The sequence below is a fragment of the Bacillus cereus group sp. Bce019 genome (genome assembly GCF_051781745.1).
GTDB classification, from domain to species: Bacteria; Bacillota; Bacilli; order Bacillales; family Bacillaceae_G; genus Bacillus_A; species Bacillus_A cereus.
In genome coordinates this window covers 1-267 of the sequence record NZ_JBPWJX010000162.1, presented here as the reverse complement: position 1 = coordinate 267, position 267 = coordinate 1, and the positions used below count along the sequence as shown (strand labels likewise).

Here is a 267-nt window from a genome sequence, read left to right as displayed (position 1 = left end):
CCCAACGCTACAAGTTAAATGTGGGCAATGGAACCGCCGACACTTGGATTGACGGTGGTGCAGCGGCGGATGTAAATCCAACAACGGGCAATTGGGTACATTTTGCCTTTGCCATTGGCATCGATGAGGCCAGGGTTTATATAAATGGCGCAGAAGTTAAGCAGGGAGCGTTGGGTAGCCCCGCCATTGCTGGCCTCCCTGAAAAACCTGAATCCGTTTTTACGGTTATTCTGCTTTGTAGGATATTCTGCATTTGCGGTATCTTCC

The 267-nt window shown here is 49.8% G+C and carries 1 protein-coding gene; it reads left to right on the top strand.

What is annotated here, in order from left to right:
- Positions 1–20: 20 nt before the first annotated feature.
- A partial coding sequence (locus ACS2QP_RS27850; RefSeq protein ID WP_438883081.1) for a hypothetical protein occupies positions 21–267 on the top strand: 247 nt, incomplete at its 3' end.